The 23,635-nt window shown below is 49.8% G+C and carries 23 protein-coding genes; 12 read left to right on the top strand and 11 right to left on the bottom strand.

Annotated elements, in window-relative coordinates; all coding sequences use genetic code 11:
- Window positions 1-3 precede the first annotated feature (3 nt).
- Window positions 4-534: a NapC/NirT family cytochrome c gene (locus tag ABYP33_RS08280; protein ID WP_373090299.1), complete on the top strand. Its 531-nt coding sequence runs from the start codon at window positions 4-6 to the stop codon at window positions 532-534.
- Between the two features lie 30 nt (window positions 535-564).
- Here the strand turns inward: ABYP33_RS08280 and ABYP33_RS08275 are convergent, their stop codons facing one another.
- Window positions 565-2,793 carry an MtrB/PioB family decaheme-associated outer membrane protein gene (locus ABYP33_RS08275; protein WP_373090298.1) on the bottom strand — a complete coding sequence of 743 codons (2,229 nt, stop codon included), beginning with the start codon at window positions 2,791-2,793 and terminating at the stop codon, window positions 565-567.
- Window positions 2,794-2,815: 22 nt separating this feature from the next.
- The gene (locus ABYP33_RS08270; protein WP_373090297.1) at window positions 2,816-3,742 is read right to left on the bottom strand and encodes a DmsE family decaheme c-type cytochrome; all 927 of its coding nucleotides are present in this window, start codon (window positions 3,740-3,742) and stop codon (window positions 2,816-2,818) included.
- 669 nt (window positions 3,743-4,411) lie between these two features.
- Here ABYP33_RS08270 and ABYP33_RS08265 point away from each other — a divergent pair.
- Window positions 4,412-5,224, top strand: coding sequence for an alpha/beta hydrolase fold domain-containing protein (locus ABYP33_RS08265; RefSeq protein WP_373090296.1), 813 nt, complete (start codon window positions 4,412-4,414; stop codon window positions 5,222-5,224).
- Window positions 5,225-5,261: 37 nt separating this feature from the next.
- Here the strand turns inward: ABYP33_RS08265 and ABYP33_RS08260 are convergent, their stop codons facing one another.
- Window positions 5,262-5,570 (bottom strand): hypothetical protein, encoded by a 309-nt coding sequence (locus tag ABYP33_RS08260; protein WP_373090295.1) that lies wholly within the window; start codon window positions 5,568-5,570, stop codon window positions 5,262-5,264.
- A 15-nt stretch (window positions 5,571-5,585) separates the two neighbouring features.
- Here ABYP33_RS08260 and ABYP33_RS08255 point away from each other — a divergent pair, with 15 nt between their 5' ends.
- The 7 genes from ABYP33_RS08255 to ABYP33_RS08225 all read left to right on the top strand — a co-directional run bounded on the left by ABYP33_RS08255 (window position 5,586) and on the right by ABYP33_RS08225 (window position 12,475).
- Window positions 5,586-5,756 (top strand): hypothetical protein, encoded by a 171-nt coding sequence (locus ABYP33_RS08255; RefSeq protein ID WP_373090294.1) that lies wholly within the window; start codon window positions 5,586-5,588, stop codon window positions 5,754-5,756.
- Between the two features lie 2 nt (window positions 5,757-5,758).
- A complete protein-coding gene (locus ABYP33_RS08250) occupies window positions 5,759-5,920 on the top strand; it encodes a hypothetical protein (protein ID WP_373090293.1) in 162 nt (53 codons plus the stop codon).
- A gap of 482 nt (window positions 5,921-6,402) precedes the next feature.
- A complete protein-coding gene (locus ABYP33_RS08245; RefSeq protein WP_373090292.1) occupies window positions 6,403-7,740 on the top strand; it encodes a DUF6065 family protein in 1,338 nt (445 codons plus the stop codon).
- A gap of 97 nt (window positions 7,741-7,837) precedes the next feature.
- On the top strand, window positions 7,838-8,179 hold the full coding sequence (locus ABYP33_RS08240; protein WP_373090291.1) for a hypothetical protein: 342 nt from the start codon (window positions 7,838-7,840) through the stop codon (window positions 8,177-8,179).
- Window positions 8,180-8,250: 71 nt separating this feature from the next.
- Window positions 8,251-9,213: a glycosyltransferase family 2 protein gene (locus ABYP33_RS08235; protein WP_373090289.1), complete on the top strand. Its 963-nt coding sequence runs from the start codon at window positions 8,251-8,253 to the stop codon at window positions 9,211-9,213.
- The gene (locus tag ABYP33_RS08230) at window positions 9,210-9,989 is read left to right on the top strand and encodes a glycosyltransferase family 2 protein (protein ID WP_373090287.1); all 780 of its coding nucleotides are present in this window, start codon (window positions 9,210-9,212) and stop codon (window positions 9,987-9,989) included. Before ABYP33_RS08235 ends, ABYP33_RS08230 begins: the two co-directional genes overlap by 4 nt.
- A 2-nt stretch (window positions 9,990-9,991) precedes the next feature.
- On the top strand, window positions 9,992-12,475 hold the full coding sequence (locus tag ABYP33_RS08225) for an efflux RND transporter periplasmic adaptor subunit (RefSeq protein ID WP_373090285.1): 2,484 nt from the start codon (window positions 9,992-9,994) through the stop codon (window positions 12,473-12,475).
- Between the two features lie 10 nt (window positions 12,476-12,485).
- Here the strand turns inward: ABYP33_RS08225 and ABYP33_RS08220 are convergent, their stop codons facing one another.
- Together ABYP33_RS08220 and ABYP33_RS08215 are read right to left on the bottom strand one after the other, a co-directional pair.
- Entirely contained in the window at window positions 12,486-13,718 is a 1,233-nt protein-coding gene (locus tag ABYP33_RS08220; RefSeq protein ID WP_373090283.1) for a methyltransferase domain-containing protein, read from the bottom strand.
- Window positions 13,719-13,722: 4 nt separating this feature from the next.
- Window positions 13,723-14,379, bottom strand: a complete 657-nt coding sequence (locus ABYP33_RS08215) for a hypothetical protein (RefSeq protein WP_373090281.1) — start codon at window positions 14,377-14,379, stop codon at window positions 13,723-13,725.
- A 192-nt stretch (window positions 14,380-14,571) separates the two neighbouring features.
- Between ABYP33_RS08215 and ABYP33_RS08210 the strand changes: the two genes are divergently transcribed.
- Complete coding sequence (locus ABYP33_RS08210; protein WP_373090279.1) at window positions 14,572-15,177, top strand: SOS response-associated peptidase; 606 nt, start codon at window positions 14,572-14,574, stop codon at window positions 15,175-15,177.
- Window positions 15,178-15,249: 72 nt separating this feature from the next.
- On the opposite strand, the gene ABYP33_RS08205 is transcribed toward ABYP33_RS08210, so the two are convergent.
- From ABYP33_RS08205 to ABYP33_RS08190, 4 genes are all read right to left on the bottom strand, one after another.
- On the bottom strand, window positions 15,250-15,975 hold the full coding sequence (locus tag ABYP33_RS08205; protein ID WP_373090278.1) for a hypothetical protein: 726 nt from the start codon (window positions 15,973-15,975) through the stop codon (window positions 15,250-15,252).
- Entirely contained in the window at window positions 15,953-16,393 is a 441-nt protein-coding gene (locus ABYP33_RS08200; protein ID WP_373090276.1) for a hypothetical protein, read from the bottom strand. Before ABYP33_RS08200 ends, ABYP33_RS08205 begins: the two co-directional genes overlap by 23 nt.
- A complete protein-coding gene (locus ABYP33_RS08195) occupies window positions 16,393-16,623 on the bottom strand; it encodes a hypothetical protein (RefSeq protein WP_373090275.1) in 231 nt (76 codons plus the stop codon). The genes ABYP33_RS08200 and ABYP33_RS08195 overlap by 1 nt, the downstream gene beginning before the upstream one ends.
- A gap of 252 nt (window positions 16,624-16,875) precedes the next feature.
- Entirely contained in the window at window positions 16,876-19,476 is a 2,601-nt protein-coding gene (locus ABYP33_RS08190) for a TonB-dependent receptor plug domain-containing protein (protein WP_373090273.1), read from the bottom strand.
- Window positions 19,477-19,689: 213 nt separating this feature from the next.
- Between ABYP33_RS08190 and ABYP33_RS08185 the strand changes: the two genes are divergently transcribed.
- Together ABYP33_RS08185 and ABYP33_RS08180 are read left to right on the top strand one after the other, a co-directional pair.
- Window positions 19,690-20,265 (top strand): SDR family NAD(P)-dependent oxidoreductase, encoded by a 576-nt coding sequence (locus ABYP33_RS08185; RefSeq protein ID WP_373090271.1) that lies wholly within the window; start codon window positions 19,690-19,692, stop codon window positions 20,263-20,265.
- Window positions 20,266-20,629: 364 nt separating this feature from the next.
- Window positions 20,630-21,523: a bile acid:sodium symporter family protein gene (locus ABYP33_RS08180; protein WP_373090269.1), complete on the top strand. Its 894-nt coding sequence runs from the start codon at window positions 20,630-20,632 to the stop codon at window positions 21,521-21,523.
- Window positions 21,524-21,599: 76 nt separating this feature from the next.
- On the opposite strand, the gene ABYP33_RS08175 is transcribed toward ABYP33_RS08180, so the two are convergent.
- Both ABYP33_RS08175 and ABYP33_RS08170 read right to left on the bottom strand, forming a co-directional pair.
- Window positions 21,600-21,743, bottom strand: a complete 144-nt coding sequence (locus ABYP33_RS08175) for a DUF3096 domain-containing protein (protein ID WP_373090267.1) — start codon at window positions 21,741-21,743, stop codon at window positions 21,600-21,602.
- A gap of 60 nt (window positions 21,744-21,803) precedes the next feature.
- Window positions 21,804-23,237, bottom strand: a complete 1,434-nt coding sequence (locus tag ABYP33_RS08170; RefSeq protein WP_373090265.1) for a coniferyl aldehyde dehydrogenase — start codon at window positions 23,235-23,237, stop codon at window positions 21,804-21,806.
- Window positions 23,238-23,635: the final 398 nt, after the last annotated feature.

Genomic DNA, 23,635 nt, shown 5'->3' with positions numbered 1-23,635 from the left:
GCTATGGCGAAATTACCGAAGTATCTTGCGGGTGGTTCATTAGCACTGCTGGCGGCGGGTATTGTTGTTGGTGTTGTCGGTACGCTAGGGTTTGACCTTGCAATGGAAAAAACCAACTCGACCGAGTTCTGTATTTCTTGCCATGAAATGGAAACGCACCCGTGGCAAGAGTCTCTTGGTAAAGCGCATGCAGTAGGTCGTGTTGGCTTTACAGTTGGCTGTGCAGACTGCCATGTTCCAAAAGATTTTATACCCAAGATGAAGCGGAAAATTGAAGCGTCGCGGGAGGTGTGGCATCACCTGCTCGGCACCCTAGACACCCCTGAAAAATATGAGCAACACCGCGCGGAAATGGCCGCGCGGGTCTGGAAGACGATGGAAGACAATGACTCTGCGAGTTGCCGAACTTGCCATAAGGCCGAAGAAATAGGCTCAACCGAAATGATTAACACTATGCACCAGCAGGCTCTCGGCTCTGGCGCGACCTGCATCACCTGTCATAAGGGGATAGCTCACGATCTTCCCGGCCAGTGAACATGAGGTGATGACGGCGCTACGGGACCTTTAAAAGCGATATCGAAAGGTTAGCATGCCCTCCACTGCGGAATAGTCTGGCGTTGTGTTGCCAATGGCGATGACATTGGTCATGGTGTTTAATTGAACTTGATCAAAGCTAAAATTTTGCGCGCGATAAACTTCATGGGTGAGGTAAAAATTAATGTCGATATTATCACGGTAATGGTGGCTGATTTCTGCGCTAATTCGGCGCAATTTATCGCCCTGTTTGGGCATATCCATCGCGCTTAGTGCACTGGCCGTGGTCGTGCGAAAATCACTGTTGCTATAGGCCATTAAGTAGCCAAGGGTTAAATCGGTCTTTGGCATAATATTAAATAGCTCAAGGTCACTTCCCAGCGTTTTCACCTTGTCTTCATTGCGATGCTGCCAATTTCGAGTTGGGTCGATTGATTCAGTGGCAATGGCGTTGCCGCGAAAGCTGCGACCACTTTGCTGGGCGCGGTATTGCTCGTAGCTTGCAAAGTTATGCCATTCGGCATGGTCGGTTTTAATCAGTGATGCATCCAAGTGTAGCCCGCGCACGTCAGACTTTTGCAAGCCAAATACCGACTTAGTGTAATCATCTTGGGCCATATTAAAAGCGAGACCAATATTGGCAATGTCAGAGGGCGTCCAGTTTACGCCCATCGCCATTTTCTGCCGCTCGCGTTGCGCTTGATAATATTTGCGCAGCAAGGGGTGGTTTTCAAAACGTTCATCGGCAGGCTCATTGCTAATATATGCCTGTGTGTGTGAATTTAAATAAGGCGTGTCGCCTCGGTAATTTGACGGGCTGCGATGCTCTTTACTTAGGCGCAGATAAGATTGCACACGATCCAGCGGGCGACTCTCAAAGGCCAGGTGGCCGACATCTTCTGTGGTGCTTGAGGTCTCGGAATAATCGCGGTCGACGGTTTTGTGTTTTAGGCCAGCAGACAGGGTGCTGGTCTTGCCAAGGCGATAGCGCAGGGTGGTATCTAGCTTGGCTTCTCGGTAGCTATGGGGCAGGTTGTAACGAGCCCGGCTAGAGGTGGCACTGTCCTGATCTTGGGAGTCGCCGCCAATGTACACATAGAGATTTTGAGCTGTTTTGTTATCGCGGTCTTCGTAAGCCGCATTGGCGCGCAGTATGAGGCGCTTGTTAAGCGCTTGCTGGTAGCCAAGTTTAAGGCGCCATATATCGATTTGCCCGTTGAGAGAGTCTTGCGGCAGTGGTGTGGACACGGCGAGTGCGGAATTTATTGAGTAGGCTTGATAGCTTTCGTCCTGCTCCATTATGGCGTATTGAATGCTGCTGTTCAGCGAGGCGGTAGGCGTGAGCCGAATAAAGCCCGCAGCAAACCATTGTTGATAAATGTTGTCGGGTTCTAGTGCTATCGAGCCCCGACCGCTAGCGTAGCCGGCGGCGCTATTCCAACCGTTAATGGCAAGGAAGGGATTGTCCCAGGACAAACTCTTGTGGTCATTTTTAAACAGCGATAAATCGTAGCCAAACTGCCAGTTGTACCTTGTCGCGCTATACTCGGCGCGAAGACTAAAATCATTAAACTCAAAATCAACTGGGCTGGGCAGGGCGACACTGCGAGGGTTGCCTCCCGTGTTGCCAATAATGCCGTATTTATACACGCTACCGTCTTTTATCTCGTGCTTGAAACTTATATCAAAAGCCCAGTTGGCATTGGCCTTGATTTTGTAATTTAAGGTAATGCGGCGGCGCTGCAGTTCATCGTCAAACTCGCGCTGTGGAACGGATAATCCGCTCATGCCGGCCGTGGTTGTTGCGGCTGTCCAGTTGGCGGGCAAGTTTAATGAGTTGGCGCCTGGGTTGATGAAAATAGTTTGGGCGTCGCTCAGGCCTGATTTACTTATCTCAGTGTAATAAAAATTAAATTGTTGATACCCGTAGTCGCCAATGCTGAAGGACAGCTCTCGTGAGTCGGTGCCCAGATTAGTGCCTTTGGCAGACCAGTATCGTGTATCGCTACTTTCCCAAAACGGGGCTTTATTCGCATCGAAATTGAAAACGGCGAAACTGTCTTCGGCGCCGCGGTCAAGGAATCGACGAAATGCAGCATCATCGTCTTCGATATAGCCGACGCCAAGCTCGATAGTTATTTGTGGGTCGGTACTATTTTCGCTGGCGATTAGTGAGCTAGGTAAAAAACTCGCGCTTAGCAAAGCGACTATGGCTAAATTTGAGTAGCGATTACGTGGGCGTTCTTGAATGGCAAACATAGTGTTCGACCTCGTATAAGACTTAGCGCGTTAAACGAACTCCTGAGGGGTGGTTTGAACCGTGAACTTGAACGTGGCAATTGAGGCAGTCTTTAGACAGCATTTGTTGGGCGGCGCCGTTGGGCGGGACACCGCTACCGCTATAGGCGGTGCTAGGGTGGAAGCCCGCCATATGGCATTGCTGGCAAAGCCAGGGGCCGCGCGACGTCAACATGGGGGTATGCACACTGCCATGGGGTTGGTGGCAATTGCTGCAGTTTTCTTGCACTGGCGGGTGTTCCCATAGAAAGGGCCCGCGTTTTTCGGCGTGACATTGAAAACAGGTTTCATTGACCGAGCCTTTCACTAACAGGGACTCAGTGGCGCTGCCGTGAGGGTTGTGGCAACTGGTACAGGTCATCAAATTGTCGACGAGGGGGTGGGCACTGGTTTTATGCATTTGGGCGCGCTTGTCTTGGTGGCAGTTAAAGCACACCTCCTTTTGGGTTTCTTTAAAAAGTACCGGATCGGGTGATTTGTGGACCTGATGGCAGTTGGTACAGGAAACACCGGCGAACTGGTGCTGGCTTCCGTCCCAGTGGCTGCGGGCGTTATTTTCATGGCAGCCGAGGCAGCTTTGATTTTGAGCGTCGACCGGTGTGGTATCGCCGTTAAAGGTGACGGTAGGTTTGGCGGGTTTGCCATTCACGTACTGGCTGAGATGTTGAGCGCTAGGGCCATGACAGCTTTGGCAGCCGTGCTTGTTCATCGGGCTGTCTGGGTGGCCCTTTTTGCCGTGGGGAGTGTTTAAGATACCTGCTGCAGGTTTCATTCCCGTTGCGCCATGACAGCCTAGGCAGACTTGAGGGTCACCGGGTGCATAGTTGGCCGGGCTTTGAACGGGGGGGGCCGCTAGGAGCGCAGAGGTAATGAATGTCAGCAGTAGTAAGCTAAGCCATTGTTTCAGCATAGGAGTACACCTGTCTCCGGCTATTCGGTGTATTAAGCCTAGCTCATTAGCGGAAGTTTGCTCAGTAATCTGCTCGTTTTAGGGCATTGCAGGCTAAGTACTTACCCCTAGTGAAGTGCGCGGGCTGTATGCCATTTGGCATGGCAACGACAGTAAATTGGCGACGACGGAGGCCAGCGCGAGGATGGCTTGCTTGCTGTCACCCTAAAAGCTTGAACCATGCATGGTCACGAGGATGCGCGGCTCCAGATTCGCTAAGCGCTGTAGTGTGCTGATTGTGTATGGTGTAAACGGCATGTCGTGAGCCAATGGGCCGAATAGGCCTTCGCGTATTGCCGCTTCTACACGCGCGCTAGTATCGCCGTACGTCAGTGGTTCTGGGTCACCGCCGTGGAAAAAAGACCCGAGCAGAATAGTGTTTTTTCCGTCTCATCAAAAAGTAAGCCTGCATCCCAGTCATGAGGTACATGGGGGGGAGGCTAAAAATCGAATCTGGTGGTGGCCGATATTGATAACGTCGTGGTCGGCAAGGCTGCATCGCAATTTTTCATTGGCGCAGCAGTAGAAGACATCCACTATGACGCTTAACGCGTACAATGCGGGAGAGAATTTACGCCAGCCAATTGGGGCGTATCGGGGCGGGACAAACATTAACGGCGAGTGGTATTTATGAAATTGTTCATTTTCAGCATAGCGACTCTCTTTGTTGTCGCCTGTGCGGGTAGCAAATTAAAGGGCAGCAGTGAGTACACCTACCAGCAGAATGTAATATACAAAACGATTGACGCGCAGCCGCTAGGCGGCGACCTCTATATTCCTCGCTCGGCGGGCTTAAAGCCGGCCGTCGTTGTGGTGCACGGCGGCGGCTGGACTAACCGTAGCGGCGATATGGAAGGGGTGAGTATGAAGCTGGCAAGCGCGGGTTTTGTGGTCTTTAACATCACCTATCGCTTAGCGCCAGATGATCGTCATCCCGCCCAAGTTAATGATGTTTCTGCGGCGCTGGAATGGCTCTATGCCAATGCTGGGAAATACCAAATAAACCCACAGCAAATTTCTGGCTGGGGCTATTCGGCGGGTGCACATCTCATTTTGATGGCGGGGCTCGACAGGCAGCAACCGCCCCATTTGAGTAGTATCGTTGCTGGTGGAACCCCAGCTGATCTGACCAAGTGGCCAAATTCGCCGTTGGTATTTAAGCTCATTGGCAAACCCATGAGCGAGGCTAAAACAGTGTGGCAAAATGCATCGCCAGTGAACCATGTTGTTAGCAATTCGCCACCGGTATTTTTATACCATGGCGAGTGGGATAAGTTGGTTGAGATAGAACAAATGAACTTGATGGCGGCTGCGCTTGCCGAGAAAGAGGTAGCTGTAGAAAGCCGTACCGTCAAATTTCTTGGTCATTTCGCTACGTATGCCTTGGCTGGCGGCGCTGAACAGCAAGGTATTCAATTTACTAAGAAGCAGCTTGCCAGATAAAGCGCAGATCAAACCTGCGGCCGTCGAGGGTCGACCGCTAACGCGGTGGGCCGCTGAGATGTTTATCTTGAGCCGCAGGACCTTTTTTGACGGGTTTCATCACTTCCTTGGCCCAATCTTTAAATTCATATGATAGACCACTGCTATTTTTTCCCTTGCCGGCACCGTCGACGGTTTTGTACATAATCATTTTTTTGGCAGGGTTGCTGTGGTTGGAAATGTCGATGACCCTCCGTACCGACCACGCTTGCCCGGCTGCGCCGTTGGTGTAAAGCCCACCAATAACAATATTGAAATTCGCTTGGGATTCGCTGAGCATTAATTCATCGGCTTTGTCGTATTTCATTAGGTCGGATGGATAGTGGCGCCGACCTTGGCAATGATTTTCTCATCTATTGACGAGCGTGTGGGCGATGATCCCGCAGTAGATAAAGCGGTAGATGTGTTTTATGAAAAGGTTGTTGCGGATGACCGAATAGCGGGCTATTTCGATAATTTAGATATGTTCGCCCTAGCGAATACTCAGGTTTAGACATGCGGAAGGCACATCTTCATTTGGGGTTGAATGACGAACATTTTAAAGCCGTCGTCGAAAACTTAGCGTTCACTTTAGAAACGCTTGGTGTTAGCCCCGACGATATTGGTGAGGTTGCGAAGATCGCTAATAGCGTTAAAAGTGAAATATTGAATCGTTGAATCGAGCTGCTTTGCTTGCTCTTCGCCTAAGTACTTGATTTGACGATATTAGAACAGCCGCGAGAGCGATAAGTATATAGCACGATACTCTCTACCTCCGTAGCTTGATACTAATACCATCGTAGCGGTGAGCTGCCTTTCAAGCCGTCGCGCCTGGGCATCAGTGTGGTGGGGTATGCCGCCACTGTTAAAGACGATCCTAATTGTTGGCGTCATGTAGTCGGGTGCCATCTGTCACGCCATAAGGTGTCACCGCACTTGCTTAGCTTTGTATCTAATGCGGGGCGCTTAAGTCAATGTGGAGTCGTTAAATCATTGGCATGCGTTGTTATTGGTCGGCTCGCTAAGCGAGGAGATTTATGACGGCTATAATGTTTTGACAGGTCGTGATCGCCGATGTATTGATCGGCCATATGACGTTTATTTTATTTTCCTGACGTCGCTTGTATAAAGTTTAATGAGAAAATTCCTAGAGACTGTCTATGCCGGATCCGCAGAGAGAATTAGAATTAATCGCATACCCATTGGCAGCTAAGAACGATCTCCCTAGCCTTCAGCCGTCGCCGCGTATTAGGGAGTGGCAGCGCGATACCCAAGATTCGTATGCGGCACGCTGTTTGCCACTTAATATCGCAAATAACAATGGGTGGCAGCTGTTATTGCCAGGGGGCTTTGACGCGGTCTACTCCGGTGGGCGGGGTCTGGTTGAAATTTCGATATATCCCCATGGCGACGGCCCCTGTGTTGCCGCAAGTCATTTCGGCGAAGGCGTTTTAACCTTGTTTACTGGGTATCTTTTTCGTACCCCGCCAGCAATTCATATGCAAATTTGTGGCCCGATTAATTATATTCGTGATGGCGTGCAGGCGCTATCGGGCATTTTGGAAACCGACTGGTCGCCTTATAACGCAACGATGAACTATAAATTTACCCGCCCGGGCCGGGCGCGGTTTCGAAAGGGTGAGCCTTTCGCTCAAGTGTTTCCGCTACCGGCAGCCTATGTGAATCAATTTCATGTTCGTTTTGGTGATATGCCGATTGAGGACCCAGAGACCAAGGCAGATTTTGACCAGTGGGCAAGGTCTAGGGCTGAGTTTAATCAGGGTTTGAAAGATAAATGTCCCGCCATGGTTGCGCAAAAATGGCAAAAACTTTATTACCGTGGTTTATATCCGGACGGAGAGCGAAAGCACGGTGCTCACCTTACAAAACTATCACCGCAAGCATTTAGTGACAGTGGTTTACCTGCGCAATCCCTTGAATACCAGCAATCTACTTGCCCAGCTGACAGAGCAAGCGCAGGGGCTAAATTACCCGCAACAGCATTGCTGCGACTGGATAAGATTGACTGGCGTCTCTTTCGAGCGATTGACGAACTATCTACTAAGGTGCAAGACCTCGTCGTATTTCATAAGCCAGATGCTAAAGGTGTTGATGGGCTTATGACGGAAATCCCTTATACAAATGTCAGGCTTTTTCCGTTTGAATCTGATCATAACGGTTTTATCTTGATGAAAGGTTTTTGTCGGTTCGACACCATTTTAATGATGGACGCAAATCATATAATGCAAGGCGATTTCTGGCGTCGGTTTGACGACTATAGGCGATTGCTCGATGAAAAATATGAGGGAAGTCAGTTGGCGCGGTATCGATCAAAGATTGCTTGCGGCACGGTGCAAAAGTTAGACGACGTACTGAGCTACCCCTCAGATGTTTTGGAGCCTTTGCACGATACTTTAACCATAATGCTAAAAAAAGAGTGTATAGGGAATAGTAAAATTAAATTGTTTCTCGCAAAAGATAAATTGATATTGGCGTAGGTATGCAGTGGTACTGCTGGCAAATCGCTAATTGTAGTGGATATTTGTAGATGGATTTGGAAGGATCCGAATCCCCTTTTATAGCTGGAGAATAAATATGTCTGACGACACCGAACCAAATAAGAAAGTCGAACGTCTGTCATTAGAAGATTTGGAAAAACGTTTGGCGCCTGGCCCTGTGTGGGCAGGAGGTATGTTTCCCGGGAAGGGCAATGGTAAAAATTTCGAGAACGCCGACGATAATGCCGCGTTTTTTAAATTTACTGACCATGATCCGGGTGACGATGACGATATACCTACTGATCAGCCGACCGATGCACCTACGTCGCCGCCGACATCACCACCAGGGTATGGCTCTCCCCCAACGTACGCACCGCCACCACCTGATTACGGATCTCCTCCTACGTACTCGCCGCCACCGCCACCAGGATATGGCTGAAGTCTGTATGGCGTCGTAATTAACCTAGCTTGGCCTCGCCAAGGGGGAAGGTGTGGTCAAAGGAAGTTGCTATGTTAACTGCAGTCATTACGTTTCGGAATGAGGGCGACATGCTTGTGGATACTGTTGCAAGTATTCGCGAAACGTCTGGCAGTGCAGTTAGTATCCATCTTATTAATGATGGGTCGAACGATGGCTATGATTATCGCGCAGTTGCTGAGTGTTATAGTTGCCGCTATGACTTTTTTGAGCACTCTCGTGGTCCGGCCGTAAATCGAAATTTTGGCGTGGATAAAGCGCTAACACCCTATGTCATTTGTCTTGACGCCCATATGCGATTTTACCAATCTGACTGGCATGAGCGTGTTATTGCGGCTATTCAGTCAGACCCTCGCGCGCTTTATTGCACTGTTAGTCGTCCCTTAAAACCAGATGCCTCACGTGCCGGGGGAGCAGACGGACACGGCGCTTTTCTTGGCTTTGAAAGTACCGAAAGATTATTTCTAGCGGAATGGAACACGGTGCCGCTATCACATGATCCCTACCCTAAAATACCATTACCGCTCGGCGCGACCTATGCTTTTGATGCCGGTTTTTTTAAGGAGATTGGCGGCTATATCGGTCTTCAGCAATACGGTGGTGAAGAAGCATTTGCGGGCATGAAAGCCTGGATGATGGGCGGTAGTTGTCGGCTCATCCGCGATGTCACTATTGGGCATATATACCGGTCGATTCAGGAGCGACCATGGCAAAATAATAGCAGCTGTTACCTTTTTAACCGGATTATGTTGGTGGCTACGCTCATGCCTGAGCAAGATTTAGATACTTACTTTACCCAGTTCTCAGATGCATCCGGCTATCAAAATGCGGTCAAAATTTTCAGGGAACACGAGGGTTTTATTAAAAATCTTCGCCATTATTTACAAGATAAAAAGGTATACGATGCTGATTATTTCTTCGAAATAAATAAGGCCTTTTTAGAAAACCATAATCTTGAGGAGTACTTTGCCGAAGCCCTTGGAGAGTGCTCATGAGTCTGTCAATTATTATACCGACTTGGAATAACGCTGAATTAACATGCGCCTGCTTAGCGTCGCTCGCGTCGAATACCGCAAGTGATTTTGAAATAATATGGGTCGACAATGGCTCCACGGCTGAGCAGTATTCGAAAGTCGCCAATGCGCTATCACCCTTTGAGCATGTCGCTGAGCGCCACGCCAAACCGCTTGGTTTTGCAAAAGCGGTGAATCTTGGCTTTCCCCATGTCCGGAATGACTACTGCGTTATATTGAATAATGATTTAACCGTGAATCCAAAATGGGACGAAGATTTAATCCTTGCAGTAGACGACCAACCGGGTTTGGCTGGGCCGATATGTATCAACTCAATTGGTTGGCAGAATAGTCAGCTGCATTCTTGGCTGGGCGTGCCGGATGCAATCGCTAAGGATGACGTCAATTGTGCCGATTGGCTGCTTCATGAGTGGGCCACCAAGGTTATTGATATTCCGCAAACCCCAACACTGCCGAATTTTAGAAATATGTTGGCGTTCTTTTGTGTGTTGATGCCTAACCACGTTCGGCAATCCATTGGCCTCTTGGATGAGAACTTTGGTTGGGGCTACTGTGAAGATGACGACTACTGCCAACGCGCGCGGTTGTCCGGCTACGCGCTGACATTGTGCCCCGGCTCTAGTGTTGTGCATAAAGTTGGCCAAACCCTCGCGCAGCTTAATGAAGACCCCCAGTCTCGCTTGGCGGCTAATCAACAGTATTTGGCTGCTAAGTGGGCCGAAAGGGCAGCGCCGTAACGATGACTGCAGCAATGTATCAAACAGATGTTGGCGTTGCGCCCGACATTGATCCAGTTCGTGCCGCAATTACAACGCCTCGGTTACGCTCGGATTTAATTATAGCCAAAACCATTACTGCGGCGGGGCTGCGCTATACGATCAAGGTGCCAGATACGGAAAAGTTTTTTCAGCTTGGTGAAGACGAATACCGTATTTTGTGTTTAATGGATGGCACACGATCACTAAGTCAGTTGTTGGTGGCGGTAGACAAAGAGTGCGGTTTAGATGTCGACGCTAGAACCTTGTGGACCTTCGTAAAACTGTTAAACAAAGCTTGCTGTCTGGTTGTCCCTGCACAAGTTAACCCAGATACGACTAAATCGCGGAAGCACTACAAAGTCAAAAGTGTGTTGTATTTGGATAAGCATGTATTTAATCCAGATCGCCTACTATCGTATTTAGAACCACGGCTCCGCTTTTTTTATACTACGGGCTTCCTGCTATTTACTGCATTGGCCTTTGTGGTCAGTCTGGGGCTTATTTATAGCTCTGTAGAACAACTTACCCTTGAAATTAAGTCGCTGGGGACGGTGTCGGGCTTTGTTAGCCTTTACGTCGCGGCCGCGGTTGTCACTGCCTTGCATGAATTTGGTCACGGGCTTACGTGCAAGCATTTTGGCGGCAAGGTGCCGTCAATGGGGCTGTTGTTAATACTGCTCACGTTTCCTTGCTTTTACACAGATGTGAGTGATGCATGGCTATTTGAAAAGAAAAAGCAGCGAATTTGGGTGACATCAGCCGGAATAATATTTGAAAGCGTCATCTGGAGTTTTGCTACCGCATTATGGCTGCTGACTGCCGTTGACTCCATGATTCATCAGCTTGCGCTAGGTGTGATGGTGTCATCTGGCGCGGGTATGGTCTTTAGTCTGAACCCACTGCTTAAATTTGACGGCTATTATTTGATTAGCGACTACCTTGAAATTCCAAACCTGCGAAGTAAGTCGATGGCGTACTTTTCTATTTGGCTTGGCGCGCTCTTTACCGGGCGATTTGAGGGCTTGCCGGCAGCGAGCGTACGGGAGCGCAGGATATTTGTGTTGTATGGCTTTGCGGTGTTGGTGTTCACGCTATTTATTCTCGGCGGCGTGATATTGCTATTGTCATCTACAGCAATTAACGCGTTTGGGCCGGTATTTTTACTGCCTGCAGTGTATATTTTTTGGCTCTTATTGGGGTCGACAATAAAAGGGGTATGGGCAGGTATGAATTTGGCCAGCGAACAGCAGAAAGAACGCGATAAGCGCCCCGATGAGGCTGTTGGCGAAACGCACGCCACTGCCAATATTGTACCGAAGCTTGATAATGGTAATACTGCTGGAGCCAAAGCGGACTTGAAACAACTTATTAACACTGGCGACGGCAATAGCAATGCGCCAATACAAACCGGCGGTGCGCCTAATGCACCAGCCGGGCCGCCCAAACGTCATACGGGTAAGTTGTTTTTACTGCTTTTTGCGGCGCTCATTATCGCGAGTTATTTCCTCGAAACAGATCTTGAAATTGCCGGACAAGCGCAGTTAAAGCCGGTGGCCGCGCAGTCTATAGAGCCGTCAATTCACGGTTTAATTCGTGAGGTTTACGTTCAAGAAGGCAGTGTTGTGCGTGAGGGCGATACCTTGCTTAGAATAGATGATGAGGCCTTGCAATCGGAGCTTAAATCATCGGAAGCGAGCTTGCTTAGTGCTCGTAAGGAATTGATTCTGCTGGAAAACGGCACTAGACCGGAAGTCATCGCGACCAAGCGCGCGGAACTGGCAATTTTGCACGCCGACGTTGTCTACCACAAAGACGCTTACCAAAGGCTCGGCCTGCTGCCCGACAGTGTTACTAAAATTCGCTTGTTGGAGGCTAAGCACGCCTGGGAAAGCTCGATGAAGCGTGTTTCAGTTGTTAATAGCGAGTTGGCCTTGTTGGAAGCCGGTACCGCCATTGAAGAAATTGAAGCAAAACGTGCAAATATTTTGAGTCTCGAAGTGCTGCGCGAACGTTTGCTACAAGACATCGCAAACACGACGCTGCTGTCACCGATTTCTGGCGTTGTTGTCACTAAGGAACCAGAGCGCTTGATTGGTAAGTACACGGCGCGAGGAAGCGCTGTTCTTGATATCGAGCATGTGGGGGAGTTTAAGGCTAAGGTTCTTGTGAAAGAGCGAGACGTCGCGGAGATTAAGGTGGGCCAGCCGGTGCGGTTAAAGGTCTATGGTTATCCGTCTAAAGAGTTTTACGGAGAGGTAAGGCATATTTCCTCTACGGTTGAAATTGAAACGATAGGCAGTCTCACCACGCCAGCAATTACCGTTGAAGCATCGATAGATGATCCGGAACACGTGTTAAAAACTGGCATGAACGGCATTGCTAGAATTAAATCTGAGCGTAAGACCTACTTTGATCTTGCGCTCAGAAAATTGGTGCATTGGTTCAAAATTGAATTTTGGCTGTAATGCATTCTCGCTAAATAGCGGATGAGCGAATATTACATTCGGCTAAAAATAGTTGAAGTGCCTCGGGCGTTAGCTCAATGCTGCTGAACTCCTCAATAATAGTATCGTAATTCTCAATCAATACGCTATTGGCTGGGTTGAGCCCGGTTATTTCTACGATGCCGGTTGGCGGGCAGTCGTAACATTCGATGCTGAGTTCGGGGCGGTACTTCTTTAATGTGGGTAGTAATTTCCACACATCGCCAGCCCACCAATGGGCAAATTTTCCTGTTATTGCTACGTCATTCACGTCGCGGCTTGCCATATTTACGGTGACCGGCAAACAGTCGTGGAGGTATATGGCTGATTTAGGGGTGCAATAGCGTTCGGTATTTAAAAAGTCCCGCAGGATATATTCAAAGTGATGCATTCCATCTAAAAATGCGGAGTCTATTTTTGCTTTCAAGAGATACTCAGGGTCGTATTCCCGGAAGAAATCGTCACTGGTCATTTGGAAAAAAAAGCTACGCTTTTTATTGCCAATAATGTTTCGGCCAAGATTGAATTGCGGGTCAATGGCTAGGGTTGCACAATTCAGCGGGGCGATAGATGCACCATCTCGGGTGCCAATTTCTAAGTGTGTCTTGGCGTCCCGGCTACTGATCTTCGCTTGGAGGAACTCAATATAGTGCCTGCCGTGGTGCCCTTGAACGGTGGCGTCGATGTCGGGTGATGATATCTCGCGTCGCTTTGGTGGCTTTAGAAATACCGCTACGATATCGCCCCATTCAGATTCTTCATCGCGCCAAGACGATAGCAGCCTGCAGCTGCCGTAGCGCGCTAGGGCGGGCATGGCGTCTGGTAAAAATCGGTAGCAATCGACGGGGTAGCGGTGAATATAGCCCTTGGAAGGGACAATGAGAACAACAAATGCGCCGGGTTTGGCGACGCGTAACATCTCTGTAAATGCTTGCCAGAAAAATTCACAATGCTCCAACATTTGGCCTGATAGGACAATGTCTGCACAATTGTCGGGCAGCGGGTAGTGGTAAGGACTGTCGCTAACGATATCGACACCATTGCCTGCGGCGAGATCGAGTCCAAGATAATTAAACTTTGGGTCAGAGAATATTTCGCGGTAACTGCCGTTGACGTTCATCGCGCCAATGTCGAGAACAGTTACCGAGTCAGCTATCTCGCAAAGATGTGGTTGCAGATAATCATCGTAGAATTTCTGCATGTTTTCCATTGAGTGTGCATGCATATACTTATTCTTTTCCTAAAGCGGATTCTAGCCAAATTTCCGAGGTGATTGAACCGGCATGTGAAACATAGATGGTCGTTTGTTGCTTGCTGACGAAGCTACTAAATTTGGGTTTAGTGATTTTGCTTACAACTTGGTCTGCATACGGCATTGTCGGGTAGTCTAGAAAATCCTGCTGCAGTGCTAGCGCAAATTTACGATTGAATGCCATGCTTGAGCTCATGCCACCAGCTGGGTGCGAGGTGAAGTTTACTCGCGCTTGAAATTTATAGTCACTAGGCGACTGGAATAGAATGCTATTGCGATCTGAAATGGCAAAATCGTAGCGGTCTAGTTCATCGAGTCGCGTTGTGACATGATCGCGCAAATAGATGTCGTCGTGATCTGCCCAGAAAAAATGGCTACAACCGAGTTCAATGAGGCGCTGCAGGGGACGTCGATACCATTCTGATTGCGGCGGCGATTCAGGGGTAAATATCCACTCGCAAGGCAGTAGGTCCTTTAGGTCACTTATACACCACTCATAACTTTGTGGTGTGCCGTTCTGATGTATAACAATGATATCAGGGCACCGGCTCTGCGCCGCCCACTGCAACACGCACCCACGCAACAGGTCTGGACGAGTATACGTGGGAAGGAAAACCCCAATTTTTTCTGCCATAGGCTCCAGCTCATTGGATTGCGCCATCAATATAGTTGTTTTTTATGATCTCATTGATGATCCTGTCTTTATATCGTGGTTTACCTATATATCGGCGCCGGTGGCGTCGAAGGTTATCTCCGGGTGTTATTTGTGAACATTGGAGACTGGCCGTACTATCATATTAATTAAATATACTTAATAGGTAGCCGAATGTGCGGCGCATTTGAACAACATGGTATGGCAATGCAGCGCTGGACAGAGATACTGGCGCAATGGCATGGCGGTGATGTTGATAGAAAAAATATACGGCCTACCGATATGGCTGCGACCATCGATTCTGGTGGCTGTCGGCTGCGTAAGTGGTCGCTTCTCCCCCGCTGGGCTAAAGCCCCGAAACTAAGCTTTGCGACATTCAATGCGCGAGCTGAAACGATTGCGGAGAAACCGACATTCCGCGATGCGTGGCGTCAATCTCAGCGATGTATTATTCCCGCCTCGGCGTATTTTGAATGGCCGGTATTCGACGGTAAAAAGCAATGCCACCGATTGTCGCGAGAAGACGGCGATGCGATATTGTTTGGCGGACTTTGGGAAACGTGGCAACGAGCCGAATTAACACTGGAGACCTTTACGATCATGACTACAGCTGCGGCAACGGATATTGATTGGGTTCACGCGCGAACCCCGCTATTAATCGATGCAGAACATATAGATCAATGGTTAACGGGTTCGCCAGACGAGGCCGGGTATTTGCTGCGGCCAAGGCATAAAACGGGTCTATTGGCGCGTGTCGTACTCAGCCCCAAAGAAAGTTAAGGTTCAATTTGCCTTACACGTATTACGTCCGATTCTGAGATTACTCTTGATTCCCCTCTTTGTTCCCGGCACTTAGTGGTCACTCAAAATCTCATATCGGTGCTTAGTGGCGATAATGGTTAGTAGCACCGGCATTAATTTATTCCAATCGGTACCGGTTACTTTAAAAAAACCATAGGTGGCGAGTGCCAGCCAGCCGGGCGGTCCAATAAGCTGCGCAATGGTTGCCGACAAACCTGTGTAGGCGGCATACGGTAAGGTTATGCCAATTGCATGGGTCGCAAAACCAAGTGCGGTGGTGGCGCCAGCATACACCGCATAGCCTGAGGCATTGGCGAGCGCCAGTACACTGGCGGTGGTGCGCAGGCCGCCAATCTCGCGGCTTTTGATTCCCGCCGCTTCCCACATTGGTGTGGCATTAAATTCGTCTGTAAAAAAGCGGTTGCGTTGGATAGGGTTCATTCGCGCAAGTGCGGTCACAATCACGGCCTGAGGAATGAAGCGTTCGTAATCGTCTGTTGATGTGCTGTGCTTATAGAGGCCGAGTTTTTTTGCCGCGCCTGCCAATAAAACCTCGTAGCTTGGGCAAGGCATATCCCTGCGGGTATCTTGCCGTACAACACGCTTAAAATTGCGTTTAATGCGGTGTCTGGTGCGGGAGTTGTATAGCCAGCGAATTTGTTCGGTAATGGCCTGAGGGCTAGCACCTTCGTCGAGCTCGCAGAGGATGGCGAGGATACATAAGTCGCGTTCGTCCCAGCTTGCCAATAAGCTCTTAAGCGCGGTCTGATTTTTCATGTTTTTTTCGTTCCAGCATAATCTCCGCTCGTGAGCGCAAGGGCGTGTTATTGCGCAGGGCGTCGAAACCGTCGTGTTGCTTTTCAGGCTTCTTTGTCTCAGCGTGATTTGCTTGGCGTGGCGATTTACCTGCGCCATTTTTTTGCGCGCAACTTGCTTTGCTGGCCTTGGCAATTTTGCGTTCTACAAACCATAAATAGCCGATTCCCGTCAGCAACCAACCCAACCAGCGGAAGTAAAAGGCCAGCGGCGCCCGGTCTAGCTGCTCTGTTGCTTTAAAGAATGCGAAGGCTTCGGAGTGAACCAGGTTAACGGCAAAAACAGTGAACACGGTAACGACGAGACCGAGTGCGCGCTGGCGAATGTGTCGTCGCCAAATCACATACAGCACGCCGCTGCGCAATAAGGGCATCAACATTAAAAGTGACCTAGGGTGAGGGCGGCAATCAGCGCGGCAAGACTGTAATGCTTCAGTTTGCCGCGCAGTTTAAATTCTTCATCGTGTACCAGAATCTCCAGCTCGTCGGCGCCTAACTCGTCGGGCGTGATGCCTTTCATCGCCAATTGCTTCTTGGCGTTGGTGATCGCGCCCTCGCGGATCCGCGTTCGGTATTTGGCGAGTAGTTTGTTTTTAGCTTGACTAATCATAGGCCTTTAATGCGTGCTCGTATCGGCTGGTGCTTGTTTCTATTCTAGCCTGCAGAAGGGGGCTTAGCGACCAGTTCCACGAATTAGCGACTTGAAATGCGTTGATTCAATGGTGGCGAGTGGTGTGATAGTGGCCACGCGCCGTGGCGTGAAACGTGAATAAACAGACGAACTGAGAGCAGTTCGTCTGTTTATTGGTAGTGTCGGCTGCGCCCACCTTGTTGCGGGCGTGCTTTAGGGGGTCAAGTGTGACTAAAAGTCATAAACCACACCGGCAAAGAAATACGCGCCATTAAATCCAAATGGAGCGGAGCGACGAGAGTACTGAAATACGCCCGGCGAGCTGACATAAACATTGCCGTTACTGTCGGCTATGGTACCGGCACGGCTCTGACCTATCCGATTTCTGTCGGGTGTTTCGTCAAGAATATTGTTACCACCCAGATTAAGCGTTACATCTTCTTTTACGCGGTAGCTTAAATTGAGATCTGTTAACACTTTGGCGCCAAAGGTCTGACGGTTTGCGGCGCCGGTGCAGGAGCCCTCGCACACGGTGTACTCGCCGTAGCGATTAAAGGCGAGTACGGCAGTGAAGCGCTCAAGCGAGTAATTAACGCTGAGGTTGATGCGGTCCTTTGGCTGCCATTCTTCAATAATGGAAATATCCTGTTTGCTAAAAACGTCTGAGGGGTTGAGCGTTGCTAGCCCGCCACCGGCAAATACTTTTGTTACTTCAGTCTCTGTAAAGTTAGCCGCAAATGAGATGGCCAAATCACCCGCGCCAGCGGCCATGGCGTAGGTGCTAACAATATCGACCCCGCTGGTCTCGGTGTCAGCGCCATTGAGGAAAAACTGGGCACTACTTGCGCCAGCTGCGGCTAATGCGGCGGTCAGATTGGGATCGCCAAGGGAGGAACTTAAGCCACCGCTCAGGACGATGCGGTCTTTAATGTCGATTTGGTAGGCGTCTATGGTAATGGTTAATGCGTCGACTGGCTCTAATACCATCCCTAAGCTCAGGTTAACCGACTCTTCCTCTTTCAGCTCTGGAATACCAATGGCTTTGGCCACCGTGCTGTCGTTACGGAAGGTACCGCGCTCTTGTGCTGTTAGCCCGCCCATGCCGTCAGAGACAAACTGAGTACTTATATTGTTGAAGTACTGCTGTTGCATTGAGGGTGCGCGAAAACCGGTACTCGCCGCGCCCCTAAAACTTACTCTGTCCGTTGCGCGAAAACTGCTGGCGAGCTTGAAGTTAACCGTGCCGCCAAAATCGTCGTAATTGTCGTAGCGCAGCGCACCACTAGCCAGCCATGCGTCAGAAATTTCATATTCTGTATCGGCGTATAGCGACCATACATCGCGGCTTTCATCCAATTCGTTGCCAGGTTGGAAGCCAGGAAATACCTGAATACCGGCAGCGGCATCGGCGGCATACATCGAGGCGCCGCTGGTATCTGTGTCGTAGTCAAAGTATGAGTATTTATCGCCGGCCTTAATTTCATAATCGTCGCGGCGCAATTCTGCGCCCCAGGCTAGGCTCCAAGCGCCAAGTTGTTGAGTGAAATCGAGGTTGATGGTTTGCAAGCCAAGGCTTAGTTCACCGGCATCCGCGGCTCGCGACGCGCTGGCGCGAATCTCTGCATCGCTGAGGCTCTGCCCGTAGCGCAATTCGTTGATGTAGGAGGCATTGACGGAATTGCTGATATAAAAGGCAAAGTCGTTCCAGCCAATGGTGTAAGACACATCCATTGTTACATCATTGCTCAGTTCTTGCCGGTAGCCCAGATTGGCGGAGAAATCATCTATTTGGGTGTTAATTAACGGAAGGAAGCCATTGGGCGCAAAGGCTTCTCCGTCTGCTAAGGTTGGATTGTTGTCGGTTTGATTGGCGCGGCGATAAAAGCCCCCTGAGGTGCTTTCGCGATCTGAGTACGTAATAAAGCCATAGAGCTCACCGGACTCCAGTTGGTAGGCGGAGTTGAGTATCGCGGCTAATTGTTTTGACTCGGCATCGCCAATTCTAAAATTGCGACGGGGGAAGCTGGCTTCTCGTGGGTCAGATGCTTCATCAATACCGTCTGGGTCTGCGCTGCCCGTGCCATCGTTTGATGCGTCACACCCAGCTAAATACTGGCATTGACCGCTGAGCCCAGCGCGATTAGTCGACCCGCGATCTCGGTAATTTAAGGTCGCATTGATAAACCCGCGGTCACCTAGGGCCAGGCCTTTGGAGAGGTCGAGGTTATACGTGGTACCGTCACCCTCGGAATACTCCCCGTAGGAGACCCCAATGCGGCCCGCTTCGGGTTCGTCGCTGAGCACGATATTAATGACGCCAGCAATGGCGTCGGAGCCATACTGCGCTGCGGCGCCATCGCGCAGCACTTCAATTCGCTTAATCGCGGCGCCTGGCACGGCATTCATGTCTACCCCCGAGGTGCCTCGGCCCACAGAAGTGTTAACGTGAATCAGGGCGCTGGTGTGCCGCCGCTTGCCGTTGATGAGTACCAGGGTTTGATCTGGGCCTAAGCCGCGCAAGGTGGCGGGCCTAAGCGCATCGGTACCATCGCTAATCGATGAGCTGGAAAAATTAAACGATGGCGCTACCGACTGGAGCATTCGGCCCACTTCAGTTTGGCCTGTTTGGCGGAGGGTATCTGCGCCCAGCGAGTCGACGGGAACTGGCATGTCTACTGCGGTTCGGCCGGGTTTGCGAGACCCTAATACCACCACCTCTTCGATTTCTAGCGTCTTTCCTGTGGCATTTGTACTTTGCGCATAGATATCGCTCGCTGCGAGTGCTACCAGGCAGACCCCAACGGGCAATTTTAGTTTTTCGACATAGGACATAGACACCTTCCCTATTATGATTATTATTTACGCCGAGCAAGCAGACCGCATTAGTAGAACGCGTTCTCCATAGCCTTCCTACCAATATAGGGCAGTTTTCGTCATTGACAAGTTGTACTTGGGTACTATTACCATCTGCGTGGCGTGTGGTGATAAGAAACGCCTAGCGGTAGGTGATTTGATGCAATGCTGGCGTAGACAAAGGATGCAGTTATGGCTGGCATCTTAGGAACGCGACAGAATATGGTTAAGGGCGCTTACAGCGCTGAGCCCGTGGATTTTCAGCATCGGTATTTTATTGTGACTGGTTGCACCACGGGTTCCTTAGGGTTTGCCACGGCCTTGCAATTACTCGCGCAGGACGCAGTGGTCTCGGTAACCGTACGCAATAATAGTGAGGCATATGCGGCAGCGCTGCGTGAGCATTGGCTGCTCGCTCCCATCAAAATATTCACGCTTTTGATGTGGCTTTGTCGCAGTTCAGTTCGGCACGAAGCTTTCGTGCGAGCCTACGAAGCCACGTCCTTACGGTTAGATGTACTCATTAATTATGTGGGTATTCATCTCGATCTGATGTCGAGGTGGACAGGGCCCCTGCTTAGCACTGATGGTATTGAAATTCAGTGGCGGGTTAATTATTTGGGCACCGCACATCTCACATACCGTCTACAGCCGCTTCTCAAAACGTCGGCGGCAATTTCTGGCGATGGCCGCGTAGTGAATGTGGCTTCGCAACTCCATAGCAAAGGCCTTAATACTGAGTTTTTTTATGCCGCAGTGGCCCAGTAGTTCTTGAAATGCATACGGGCAATCCAAATTGGCGCTGGTGCATTTAACGCGCAGCATAGACGCACACGTCGCATAACACGGCATTAGCAATTATTGCCTGCATCCTGGTGCGGTATACACCAATGTGGCAGGCAAAGGCCTTGCCGACACCCAGCTTATCGAAAACGTGCGCAGTGCCTTAGCGTCCGTCGGAACGCTATTTTTGAAAACGGCGCATCAGGGCGCGCTAACACAAATTCACTGTGCTACCTCTGCTAAGTCGATGAATTAGGCAAAACTGCCATCTTTGTAACAGATAGTCGGCATTTTTAAGTCTACAATGTTGGCTTGGATTTTTTTATGACAACAATAAGGAAGAAAAACGATGGCGCAGAGTGTGTTTATCGATATTGGTTTACCCGTTTCTCTTTTTATCATCATGATTGGTATGGGGCTCGGCTTGACCGTTAAAGATTTTGTAAAAGAGGCGCATCATCCTCGGGCAGCCATCGCGGGTAGCATCGGGCAGTTGCTAGTTTTACCTGCTCTTGGCTTTTTGGTGGCTTGGGGCTTGGGTTTATCTCCTACTATTGCCGTTGGCCTAGTGATACTGGCGGCCTGCCCCGGTGGCGCAACATCGAATGTTATTACCTATTTAGCCAGAGGTAACGTGGCGCTCTCTATTGTAGTGACTGCCATTGCAAGTATCGCGACGATCATGACTTTGCCGCTATTAGTGACTCAGGCATTGAGTTGGCAGCTTGGACGGTCTGCCTATGTCACCATGCCGGTTGTCGATACTATTGTTATGCTGGTGGTGATCGTTTTATTGCCGACGGGTATAGGTATGCTTATTCGAGCAAGGGCGCCAATTTTTGCGGTCCGTTCAGAGAAGACGTTTAATGCCTTTGGCGCTGTGGTGCTGCTGAGTTTAATCGTCATCATCTCTTACGGTTTGCGTGATCAGCTTCTAGGGCTACTGATTCAAGCTGGCCCTGCTTGCATATTGCTTAACATTGTGGGGATTGGCGCAGGCTTAGGCATTGCGCGTCTCGTTGGCGTGGCAAAGCCAGATCAATTGGCCATTGCGGTGGAGCTTGGCATAAAAAATAGCACCATCGGTATCCTGGTCGCGACAACCATCCTTGGCTCGCAGGAAATGGCGATTCCGTCAATGGTTTACGGGCTGACCATGTACTTGTTTGGCGCGGGTTTAGTTGTGTTTGGGCGGTCGACAATTTCAGCGAAAACTTTAAATATTGGTAATGTTCATGTGTGAAGGATTTTTGTAATTGGGCGGGATAGTCCAGCACCTCCTTTTTGGCTACGTTTTTAACCGCCCCAACTGCCACTATTTAAATATGCAGGTTTAACAGGTCGATTAAGCCGATAGCAATTAAATAGCTGGCAACAATATAGTTAAGTAAGCGCGGCTTGACCAAAATTGCCACGCCGGCGGCAATAGAGATAATCGGAATGATGTCTAAGGTGATTGTCATATCAATTCCTTGTAATGTTGGCGCCCCTTGCAACGGCTTGGGCGCCAAAAGGTAGTGTGATTACAGTTTGAATTTCAACATCAGCTTATACATTTTGTCGAAGGTGGCGCCGTAGGGGGGGGCCATCATGAGCAGCGCACTCATCGGCCCCTGCTTAAAGATTGGCCGCATTTTGGAAAACTCAATAAAGCCCTCGTGGCCGTGGTAATGTCCCATGCCACTATTGCCAACGCCGCCAAAGGGCATATCGTGCTGTGCTACGTGCACCACACTGTCATTGATACACATACCGCCGGACAGGGTATTGTAAATAACCTGTTCCTGAACTGCCTTTTTGTTGCTGTATAAATAAAGTGCGAGTGGCCGCTCGTTGGCGTTGATATAGGCAATAACGTCTTCGATATTGTCGTAGGGTTTTATGGGCAACAGCGGGCCAAAAATCTCGTCCTGCATAATTAACATGTCGGCGTTTACATCGCAGACTAGGTGAGGCGCTAACTTTCTCGATGCGTCGTTGTTGGTAGTTTGGTCTATGAGGTTGACGGCGCGGGCACCCTTACCGGTGGCATCTTCCAATGTTTTATTCAGTCGCTGGTAGGCCTTTTCGTCAATAATCGATGTGTAGTCAGCGCTGCTCAGATTTGGGTAGCGTTGTTTAACCACGGTTTTCGCGGCATCAATAAAGGCGTTTACCTTGTTGCGGGGAATAAACACATAATCGGGTGCTACGCAGGTCTGTCCAGCATTCAAAAATTTACCAAATAGTAGGCGGTCGGCCGCTACTTTAATATCAAAGTCGTCGGCAACGATGGTGGGCGATTTACCGCCTAGCTCGAGGGTGACAGGCGTTAGGTATTTCGCGGCGGTTTCCATAACGGTTTTCGCGGTGGCTGCGGAACCGGTGAACACCAGGTGATCCCAAGGGAGGTGGGTAAAATCGTGGGCCGATACCCCGGCGACAACGGCGAGCACACTTTCGTCAAATTCTTCGCTGATTAATTTGTCCATCAGTCTCGCCAAGGTTTGCGAGTTAGATGCCATTTTAATAATGCAGCGATTGCCTGCGGCCAGCGCGCTAATTGCTGGGCTTAGGGCGAGGAACAGCGGGTAATTCCACGGCGTAACAATACCGATGACGCCCTTGGGCTGGGGGATGACGGTGTTTTTTGCGCCGAAGAACGCGAGCCCGACGTGGCGTTTTTGGGGCTTCATCCATTTTTTCAGGCGCTTGCGAGTGTAGTTGCAGCCACTGATCAGACCAAAAATCTCCAAGACTTTGGACTCTTGGCTGGGGCGATTGCCGAAATCAGTCGAAATTGCGTCGGCGATCGCATCTTGATTTTTTTCCAATAGCGCGGCGAGTCTATCAATATGTTGAATTCGTTCCTGTGCGCTTGGGTAGGGCGCGTGCCGTGACGCTGTGCGCTGGGTCTCGAAAACCTGCGCAATACGTGATGCCTGTTGGATGGGTTGAGCTTCCGCTAAATTATTCATTGTGCCTCCTATGCTGTAATTGTTGAGATAGTACAGCTGCCTTTGTGGTCAGCAGTCTGAGTACTTGATAACGTCACATGTCATCCTATGCCTAATAGCACAATTAATAAACAATCAGTGCTTATACGGTGGCGTTGCTGACGGGGCAGTAAAAGCGGCGGCGTGAGTGGGCACTGAGCGCCGTTAGTACGTCGCTTTATTAGGCTTGGCCATAGGATTCGTCGTATATTTAAGATGGTTTCTTAGCCTGGTAAGTCAGTGTAATCCCCCCATTTGCCGATACAGCTATTCGTAGAATTTAGGCTGCTTGCAGCAGTTGTCTTGGGGGTACTCCTCCTATAGCCATGTTTGGCCGCTCATTGTTGTACAGCCAGAGCCATTCCGTAGCAAGATTTTGT

It is taken from the genome of Zhongshania sp., assembly GCF_041584495.1.
Lineage (GTDB): Bacteria > Pseudomonadota > Gammaproteobacteria > Pseudomonadales > Spongiibacteraceae > Spongiibacter.
The sequence above is the reverse complement of the archived record's forward strand: the minus strand, read 5'-3'. Positions and strand labels throughout refer to the sequence as shown.